This window comes from Flavobacterium endophyticum (genome assembly GCF_003634455.1).
Classification (GTDB): Bacteria; Bacteroidota; Bacteroidia; order Flavobacteriales; family Flavobacteriaceae; genus Flavobacterium; species Flavobacterium endophyticum.
The window spans coordinates 1,180,550-1,189,883 of record NZ_RBLC01000001.1; the positions used below are offsets into that span (position 1 = coordinate 1,180,550).

At 42.9% G+C, this 9,334-nt stretch carries 7 protein-coding genes and 1 pseudogene; 2 read left to right on the forward strand and 6 right to left on the reverse strand.

Translation table 11 applies throughout. From position 1 onward, the window contains the following. From CLV94_RS17015 to CLV94_RS05495, 4 genes and pseudogenes are all read right to left on the reverse strand, one after another. Positions 1 to 705: pseudogene (locus tag CLV94_RS17015) on the reverse strand (hypothetical protein); the annotation flags it as partial. Positions 706 to 809: 104 nt separating this feature from the next. Continuing rightward, entirely contained in the window at positions 810 to 2,750 is a 1,941-nt protein-coding gene (locus CLV94_RS05485) for an OmpA family protein (protein ID WP_121375416.1), read from the reverse strand. A 12-nt stretch (positions 2,751 to 2,762) separates the two neighbouring features. Then, positions 2,763 to 3,686: a PorP/SprF family type IX secretion system membrane protein gene (locus CLV94_RS05490; protein WP_121375417.1), complete on the reverse strand. Its 924-nt coding sequence runs from the start codon at positions 3,684 to 3,686 to the stop codon at positions 2,763 to 2,765. Positions 3,687 to 3,704: 18 nt separating this feature from the next. Then, positions 3,705 to 5,003, reverse strand: coding sequence for a gliding motility-associated C-terminal domain-containing protein (locus CLV94_RS05495; protein ID WP_121375418.1), 1,299 nt, complete (start codon positions 5,001 to 5,003; stop codon positions 3,705 to 3,707). A gap of 779 nt (positions 5,004 to 5,782) precedes the next feature. Between CLV94_RS05495 and CLV94_RS05500 the strand changes: the two genes are divergently transcribed. After that, entirely contained in the window at positions 5,783 to 6,139 is a 357-nt protein-coding gene (locus CLV94_RS05500; RefSeq protein ID WP_121375419.1) for an ArsR/SmtB family transcription factor, read from the forward strand. 2 nt (positions 6,140 to 6,141) lie between these two features. Beyond that, positions 6,142 to 6,984 (forward strand): SRPBCC family protein, encoded by an 843-nt coding sequence (locus CLV94_RS05505; RefSeq protein ID WP_121375420.1) that lies wholly within the window; start codon positions 6,142 to 6,144, stop codon positions 6,982 to 6,984. 84 nt (positions 6,985 to 7,068) lie between these two features. On the opposite strand, the gene CLV94_RS05510 is transcribed toward CLV94_RS05505, so the two are convergent. Both CLV94_RS05510 and CLV94_RS05515 read right to left on the reverse strand, forming a co-directional pair. Beyond that, entirely contained in the window at positions 7,069 to 7,692 is a 624-nt protein-coding gene (locus tag CLV94_RS05510; protein WP_121375421.1) for a GyrI-like domain-containing protein, read from the reverse strand. 157 nt (positions 7,693 to 7,849) lie between these two features. Continuing rightward, on the reverse strand, positions 7,850 to 9,334 hold a 1,485-nt coding region (locus CLV94_RS05515), incomplete at its 5' end, for a T9SS type A sorting domain-containing protein (RefSeq protein WP_147406583.1).

Here is a 9,334-nt window from a genome sequence, read left to right on the forward strand (position 1 = left end):
AAGGGTCGTAACCGTCTCGTTATTGCGCACGATTTCCTGTATGTTGATGGTCTGCGTCGTGCCCGTGGCGTCTACATAGGTAAAGCTGTTGCCGTTATAGGACACGTTGCCGCCTATATTCTGTATCAGTTCCGTAATCTGGTTCAGGACGCTCGTGTCCTGGATGATCGTCTCGAAGTTTTGGATCACGTCGGCTGGGACGTCGATAACGGTAACCGTGCCGTTCTCGGAAGTATAGGTGTACTTGCCGTTGCCGTTGCTTACCAAAGTCGTTATAGTCTGCAAATCTGATAATGCGATCTGTACGCTATTGCCATCGCTGTCTGTCAATATAAGATTCATGTTGTCTTTGGTCAGGCTGACATTGGTCGTATTGGCATCATCGCTGCTGTTTGCCATCTTGTGCCATTTTGTATCATACCAATAATAATAGCCTGGCGAAACATTGAAAGGTGCGGTTCCAGAAGTAGCGGTATTAAAAACCAGCAGGCTGTTCGGCAAGGTTCCCGTATTGATAATCGGATCCATGCTTTCCGTATTCTGAAGCGCCACTCTTGGTATCAGGACACCTCTTTTTTCCGATTGTCCTTCAACCGTTACTTCTAACTGGGATGAGTTATTTGGCGTACTGGTTCCTATTCCTACCTGTGAATAAGCGGCGGAAACGCCCAGCATCGCAATGGCGGTGAGTAGTAATCTCTTCATGATCTCATTTTTTAAAATTTGTTTGACTCCTAGCTTCCTTATCTCCAACATGCTACTTGACAAGAAGCCTTTTTTTTATAAATTATATATGTATTAATCTTATGTTATCTGATTCTAAGGATTATAAATTCGCTTCTCCTATTTTCCTGATGTTCCTTATCGGTACATTTTGCGTCGCTGCCACATTTGTTCTTCAGTTGTGTTTCACCATACCCTTTGGCAGACAGCCTACTGGAATCGATTCCTTGAGAAATCATATAGTGCTTTGTTGCCTGAGCTCTTTTTTCGGAGAGCAGCTGGTTGTAGTCATCATTGCCCCTGCTGTCGGTATGCGACCGGATGGCTACCGTCATGCTAGGATATTCCCACATTACTTCTATGATTTTTTGCAGGTCTATAGCCGCATCTTCACGGATATTCCAGCTGTCGAAATCGAAATGGATTTCTCGGATTCCGAAAACAGCTGCTATGTCCCCGTCTTTTCCAATCTCAGACAGGCGTTTCTGTTGCTCTATATCCAAGATGGTTGTGCCTGAATCTTTTGAAATCGTAACACTTTTTTCATCTGCCAAATACTCTTTCTTTTCGATTCTTACCCTATATTTTTTGCCACATTCAACTTTAAAAGAATAATTGCCGTCTGCATCTGTATATGCTGTTTCCAGCAGTTTGAAATCGTTGTCCAAAAGGCTCACTTTTGCGTTCTCGAGCCCTGTTCCGGCCTGCTGGTCGGTTATCCTCCCTGCCAGAAGCTGTTCGCATTCCAGCTTCTTATTTTCCTTAAACCTGTAGATATCGTCATAGCCCATCCCTCCTTCTCGATTAGAGGAAAAGAATCCGGCTTGGGATTTTGTGTCGATCATAAACGCAAAATCATCTTGGCGTCCGTTTACGGGTTCTCCCACATTCAATGGCTTAGAAAAGTCATTATTCTCAATCCTGCTCTTGAAGATGTCTAGCCCTCCCAGTCCTGGATGGCCATCGGAAGAAAAATAGAGCTCATTTTCGTCGGACACGAACGGGTAGGTTTCTTTGCCTTCTGTATTTATTGTTCTCCCTAAGTTTTCGGGATTCCCGAATGTGCCGTCAGAATTTATGCTTACTTTATAGATATCCGACTGCCCTAGAGTTCCGGGCCTATCGGACACGAAATACAGCGTCTTGTCATCTGGGCTGAGTGCCGGATGTGCCGTACTGTACTCATTGCTGTTGAATGGAAGTTCCGTAACATTGGTCCATTTGCCCTTTTCGAGAACGGCCTTATATAGTTTGAGCAGTATTTTCTTCTCGTTGCTTTTTCTTTTTTTTCCTTCGTTGTAGTTGTTTCGAGTGAAATACATCGTTTTTCCATCCTTGGCAAAAGCGGGGGTTGCTTCATGAAACTTGCTGTCGATAGTTCCCGAGAATTTTTCAGGCGTCTCAAATGTGCCGTCGCTTTTTACTGTAGAGGCAAACAGGTTGGTGAAAGGCAGTCCTGTGCGCTTGTCTATGGTTTTCGATAGGCCGCTGGTCTGTCTGGATGAGGCAAAGACAAGCTTTCCGTCGAAAAAGGCCGTTCCATAATCTTGCCCTTCGGAATTGATGCCAGCATTTTCGATTGCATAGCGGCCGGAGTTCTTCCTGATTTCGGCTAAATAGTTCTTGTCTTCTTCATAGATACGGCCTCTTTCGTCTGCCGAATTCTTCTCTACGAATTTCTTCATCATTTGGGCCGACTTGTCATAGTCGCCGATAGATTTTAGCGTTTGTGAAAACCTATAATAGTATTCGGGTTCCGGCTCTATTCCGAGAGTGAAGAGTTCTGTATACCAACGGTTCGCTTCGGCAAACTCGGAATTGAAATAGTAGGCATTCCCGAGCTTCTGAAATAGCTCTGCCGACTTGTATCCTTTTGAGGCAATATTTTCATAAATCTTGATGGCATCGATATAGGCATAATTGTCATATAGCTTTCCTGCCTTAGCCAACTTCTGCTGCTGCGCATCTGCGTAGGAAGCAAAAAGAGCCGTAAGGACGATAAGCAGGTATGTTGTTCTATTTTTCATGTTTTGATTGTATTAAAAGAATCTCGGCGATGCGGTACCGTCATAGCTTTTGAATAATTCAAAGCGCAGGAATATCTCATGAGAGCCCGAATTGTAGGTCGCGAGCTTTGTAGTCTCTGTATCATAGGCATAGCCGACAAAAAGCCCTTCGCTTATCTGGAAACCAGCCATGACGCTCACTGCCGCATCCCAGCGGTAGGCAGATCCGAGGGTAAGCTTTTCGCTGAACAGAAAGTTGGCGGAGATATCTGCCTGTAATGGAGCGCCCTCAACGATCTTGGCCAGCACAGAAGGCTTGAATTTCAGGGTGGAACTGAGTTCAAAGACATGTCCTCCCATCAGGTAGAAATGCATTCTTTCTTTAGCGACTGAATAATTCCCATCGTCTTGGTAGTGTTTTGTTTCTAGAAAATTAGGAATCGAAAGCCCTACATAGGTGTTTTCTGAATACAGATAGGCACCAGCACCGATATTGGGCGTAAAGGAATCTTCTATGTTTCTTTGGAATCTCGGATCGTTGGGATCGTAGATATCCAGCTTGGTATAATCTATGTTCAGCAGGTTGGCGGTTGCCTTTAGCCCGAAGGCCAGCTTGAAGGTTTCTGAAGCCCGTATCGTATAGGAAAAGTCGGCAGAAATACTATTCTCGTCCGAAGGTCCGATCCTTTCATTGATAAAAGAAAGCCCTAGCCCGACCTTGCTGATTCCGATAGGAGAATGCAGCGCGAAGGAGTTCGTAGTCGGCGCACCGTCTAGTCCGACCCATTGCGTCCTGTGGAGTCCGAATATGCTCAGTACTCCTCTTGATCCTGCATAGGCTGGGTTCATGTTTGCCGTATTATACATGTACTGTGTATACTGCGAGTCCTGTTGGGCCGAGCCTGAAATACTCCAAAGAAGAGCTACTAAAAGGACAAGCTTATAGTTAGTTATCATATCTTTTACGTTTTCTTGTTAATTATCGTTCAGGTACAGATAGCCTGCCTTTTCGATGTTTCTTTTTTCCCCTCCTGGATAGGTAAGTTCATAGGTGAGTACGTAGAAGTAGGTTCCAGAAGGGAGCTTCTGGTCTGGGCTTACGGTAGCTCTTCCTTCAGAGTGGCCGTTGAAAACATTTCCGTCAGAATCATAATTTGTGGTCTCGAAAACCTTTACTCCCCAGCGGTTATAGATGCTTACTCTGTTGTTAGGGTAGTTCGTGATACCGTCTATTATAAAGTAATCGTTCTTCCCATCATCATTAGGAGTAACCCCGTTATAAATCACGATATTTCCAACCGGTTCCACCCTTCTTTTTACTTTAGCCAGCGTAAAGACTCCAAAACCTGAAGTCGCGAAAAAAGAGGTCACGGTTCCTGTTTGTATCCCGCCAGCACCAATTTCGACGATGCCACCTTCATCTACCCAGAGTCTCTTCTCTTCATCCCAGCGGGCGATCGTGAGCTTCTCCATTCCTTCTGGAGACGACGGGTCGAGATCCTGCCATATAAATCCTGGCGTGGTTGCCTGATCCCATGACAGCGTGAGCATGATTTCGGTATTTCCCTCTGTCTTATCTAGTGTCCAATATTCCTTGTCATCGATCAGTTCTACGTTCCCGACTTTGCTGGCATGCGGATAAAGTGTATTGGAATTCTCAAGGAAATATTTTCCCGTAAAGGCATCGGTGGCAGCATTTGGAGCTGTCGGAAGAATCTTAGCGGGCCTGAAAAAACTAGAATTCCCTATAGGATAGGTAAACTCCACATTGCCATTTTTCTGTACATAGCCATCTACATGGCCGTCATTATCTGTATTAGAATGAGTCGCATTGTTTTCGTACACTATAAGCCCCTCAGTCTCATTAATCCTGACAATTCCATTCAGGAAATCCGAATTTCCTGTGATACTGATATCTGCGGAAAGCTGGAAAGCAGGCTGTGGCGATTCGTTATTAAAAAGTACGTCGTAGAACTTAAAATAATCACTCGGAGCACTTCCTGAAATAGATTGTGCAACATTGCCTTGAAATATCGTATAGCCTCTCTGTCCGGGAGTGAAGCTTACGAGCCCGTCGTTATTGAAGTTGCCGAATACGTAAAATTCTCCATCGTTTGTAAATGTTGCCGTCGGCGTATTGCCAAAATCAAATCGGGTTGAAACTACAGTTCCTGGCAGGATTGACATCTCTCCCGTATTTACTGTCTGTGCAACCGCTTTCACGCTAATGAATAGTGAGAAAAAAAGTAGGCTCCTTATTGTCATTGTCTTCATCTTCTTATTTTTTTGCCTTTGACGATTTTATAATTATCTTTCTAAATCTGTTAGGCGCGTTGCGGCAGGCTCGACACCAAAATTTTACCCCTAAAACCGTATCGATATTCCTGCCGCCGCTACCTGAAGTGGCCATGTGCGTTTCTACCACAAATACAGCACAGATGCAGGACAGTTATCCTTCAGATACATCTTCGGCTCACTTTTATTTATCATATTTTTCATATTGTTTTTATAATAATAACTAAAACACAACTCTAGCGCGTTGAAGTAATTTTCAATGATTGGTCATCAAAAAACAACTATTTATAAGCATTGAGTTTTCTCCTCAACAATTAAGCAGGACAAGTTTAGAAAGTAGCTGGGGCTAGCTTAAAATGAAACAATCTATGAGTGCAAATAGGTTATAAATCTTTGATTGCTCATCTACGGAACAAAGGTTAGAAGTTTGTTTGAGATTTAATAGCGAGAAGTAATAAGTGGTCAAATACGGGCGTAACTGGTCACTTTTTTGGTGTAACTGTTTTTTGCTGCCCTCTTTTTAGGGGTAAAAAACAGCTTAAAAGCGTCAAATTTTCGAAAAAATGGTCTGTTTTTTACGAGCAAATTCACCCTGCCTAATTATTTTACGAAATAAAAATTCAAAATAGGTATCATTTTGTGCTATTACGCTACTTAATTCGAACAATAAATTCTTTGTACAATTTCACTAAAAAATTCATTTAAAATTTGCGTAACCAAATGGTATCATATATATTTGTAACCAAATGGTAACTTATATGGAATTAAGAAGAGATGTGTTTCAGGCAATTGCCGATCCGACAAGAAGAGAAATTATCGATTTACTAAGCAATCAGTCTATGAACCTTAATAGTGTTGCTGGTCATTTTGACATCAGCCGTCCGGCCATTTCAAAACACATCAAAATACTAACAGAATGCGGGTTGATTATTATCAAGCAGACAGGAAGAGAACGCTATTGCAAGACAGACCTGCACAAGCTGCAAGAAGTAGACCTATGGCTGAATCGATATAGGGAATTTTGGAACAAGAAACTCGATGCCCTTGGTTCTTACCTTGAACGTCAAGACGATGCTGATCTGCCGAAAGACAAAAATCATCTTAAAAACAAATAAATATGGAAACAAAACCACTTGTTTTAGAGCGTACGTATAACGCGCCTATCCAAAAGGTATGGGATGCCATCACCAACCGAGACCAGATGAAGGAATGGTATTTTGAATTTGAAGAATTTAAGCCCGAAAAAGGATTCAAATTTCAGTTTACCGGAGGAGATGAAAACGTACAGTACCTTCACGAATGTGAAGTATTGGTAAGCGACCCTCCTAACAAAATAAGCTATTCATGGAGGTATCCTGAATACAAGGGATATTCTGTATTAACGTGGGAGCTTTTTAGCGAAGCAGAAAACAGGACACGGCTAAAGCTAACTCATGAAGGACTGGAGAGCTTCCCTCAAGAAAATCCAAACTTCAGAGTCGAGAGCTTTACTGGCGGTTGGAACTATTTCGTCAACGAGGCGCTTCCAGCTTTTGTAGAAACAGAAGTCATCAAAAAATCGGTTGCTATTAAAGCCAAACCTGAAACTATATGGGACATTTTGCTTCATCCAAACGACCAATGGGCAATAGCATTTGGCGGCGGAGCATTAGTGAAGACCGATTGGAAAGTAGGTTCTGATGTAATTTGGACCGACTTAGAGGGTAATGTCGGTGCTTACGGAATCGTGAAAGAACATGATCCAACGGAATACCTTCAAGTCCAAATGTATGATGAAGTTGATCCTGCACCCAATGTGGAAATAGGAGATTATAAAGAGAACTATACATTGACAAAAGCTGATAATGGAGATTTTGTATTAAACGTCGAGTCTGGCCCGATAGCGAAAAAATATGTCCAAAATCACGGTGCCATGTGGGATGCCGCCTTAAAAATCATCAAGGAATTATCAGAGAAATAAGAAAACCATTATTTTTTAAAAACCCTGAAAGTTAGCACTCTCAGGGTTTTTATTTTAGTGATATTGGAAGCTTTAAAGCAGCACCTATTTCACGGGTTCTCTTAAAATAGTCTTTAGTTTGTCTGGGGCTGTCCTATTAAAATCGGATAAATATATTTCATGATGCAGTCCGTTTTTTTGGAATCGGTTTTCTTCTATAAGTTTCTTCATTTCCTGCAATGTCTCTCCTTCTTTTGAAAATGGGCCTACATGAAGCATCTGAACAGATTTACCTTCGTTCATTCGGAAAAATTCGATTTCTTTTATGAGTTCCAGTTTCTTTTTTGCGAAAGCAGTTTCAACTCCCCTATTCACATCGTTCTCGATTATATAGTCGGGCATTCTTATCAATAAACGATATTCCCACTCGCTTCTAGCGATTACCTTGGGTGCTTCCTCCATAGAAACATTTCCAAACTTGTTTTCATCATACCACCATAAGCCTTCTAATTTTGAAACCGTGAAATCTTTGTCCAATTGCTTGCACATAAACTTGATGGCATAGGCAACCGTATAAAGCGCCTGTATCTTTTCCGAAAAAGATTTTTCTGAAGGATCCCCCTTTCCCGTCAAGGAGAGGAATTGTGCTGGTTCGATCTCAACAATTTCAGGTGCTGTTTTAAAAGTGAAGTACGTCTTGTACTGCTGCGTTAAATTTAATTTTTTCATGAGTAGTTGTATTTGCGATTCGTACACAAAATAAAACCCCTCAAGTGACAACCCTATGGCAGCAGGTTTCCAGTTTAACAAATTTTATTGCCGCAGTTATAAACAAAAAGCCCCTACTCTTTCGAAAAGGGGCGTTTTTAATAAGCATAAAACTATTTTATTTCTTCACAAATTTTGCATTGGCTCCCGATACCGATTTTATAAAATACATTCCAGAAGCTAGCGAACTTACATCCACTGCATTATTCCCCGCTTTCAGAGATTCTTGCTGGATTGTTTTTCCTGTCATGTCTACAATTACGATTTCGGTAGCTTCGTTCAATTGGATAAACAATTGATGAGTAGCCGGATTTGGATAAATTCTCAATCTGTTTTGTTCAAATGTGTCCACGTCCAGATTGGTTATCTGAACACAGTTTGACGTTGCAGAGCATCCGTTTTGAGTCACGACTACTGCATAAGAGCCATTTCCGCTTGCTGTATAAGAAGCATTTGTTGCTCCATTTATTGGCTGGTTATTCGCACAATTAATCCATTGATACGCAGCTCCGGTTGCAGTTGCCGTAATGGTACTACCTTGAACAGTGGTCGCCGTATTTATCGAAGTCACTGTAACCGTCATTGTTGCTGTCGAAGCACATTGTCCCGTGTTTGGCGTAAAGGTATAGGCTGTCGTTGCGGTTGTGTTTATGCTAGGACTCCATGTTCCCGTAATTCCGTTACTAGAAGTGGCTGGCAGCGTAAAGGATCCCCCTGAACAAATTGGCGCTACCTGCGTAAAAGCAGGAACAACTGGAGCAGAAACATTCATCACAACAGCATTGCTCGTGGCAGTTAATGGAGAGGCACAAGAAGCGTTGCTTGTCATTACACAAGTAACACTGCTTCCGTTTGCCAATGTCGTACTAGTGTAAGACGGACTGTTTGTCCCGACATTATTTCCGTTGACTTTCCACTGATAGGACGGCGCAGTACCACCATTGGTAGGTGTTGCCGTAAAGACAACACTTTGTCCTTGGCAGATCGAAGTGGCCGAAGCATTGATTGCCACAGAAGGCGTGCAAGCCACCGGGGGCGGTCCGATCAAGCAAATAGCAAAAGAAAGCGTATGGATGGTTGCCGAAGCATTCAGTACACGTACATAATACGTCCTGCCGACAACAAAATTACTACTTGAATAGCTTATACCATCCGTATTGTATGGAGTACATTGGAGTCGGTTTCCAGTACAGCTTTCTTCATAAATCTCTAGAGCGAAATACATCGTCCAGCCCGTCGAAATTCTGACAATATTGACCGACATAGTCTGTCCTGTAGCCGTAAATTTATACCAGACATCCTGCGAGGAGCCTGGCGCACACGACGGGGCAGCCCCGTCCTGCAGCGCGCCGCTGAACGTGCCAATAGTATTCACACAGCTGCTGTTCGGAGTCAATTCCGCAGCAGTAGCACAAATATCATTAGCCGGCTTCGGCAAGGCCTGAAGGCAGATGTTGAAGCCGAGCGTATGGATGGTCGCGGAAGCATTCAGCACGCGCACGTAGTACGTCCTGCCCACCACAAAGTCTGTATTATAGTAGCCTACGGAATTCATGTCCGAGGCAATGCACTTGAATCGGTTGCCCGTGCAGCTGTCCTCGTA

Excerpts from the sequence above, each read along its gene's own strand:
- CLV94_RS05500 (WP_121375419.1), top strand. The coding sequence starts at position 5,783 with ATGGAATTAAGAAGAGATGTGTTTCAGGCAATTGCCGATCCGACAAGA.
- CLV94_RS05490 (WP_121375417.1), bottom strand. The coding sequence starts at position 3,686 with ATGATAACTAACTATAAGCTTGTCCTTTTAGTAGCTCTTCTTTGGAGT.
- CLV94_RS05505 (WP_121375420.1), top strand. The coding sequence starts at position 6,142 with ATGGAAACAAAACCACTTGTTTTAGAGCGTACGTATAACGCGCCTATC.
- CLV94_RS05510 (WP_121375421.1), bottom strand. The coding sequence starts at position 7,692 with ATGAAAAAATTAAATTTAACGCAGCAGTACAAGACGTACTTCACTTTT.
- CLV94_RS05495 (WP_121375418.1), bottom strand. The coding sequence starts at position 5,003 with ATGAAGACAATGACAATAAGGAGCCTACTTTTTTTCTCACTATTCATT.
- CLV94_RS05485 (WP_121375416.1), bottom strand. The coding sequence starts at position 2,750 with ATGAAAAATAGAACAACATACCTGCTTATCGTCCTTACGGCTCTTTTT.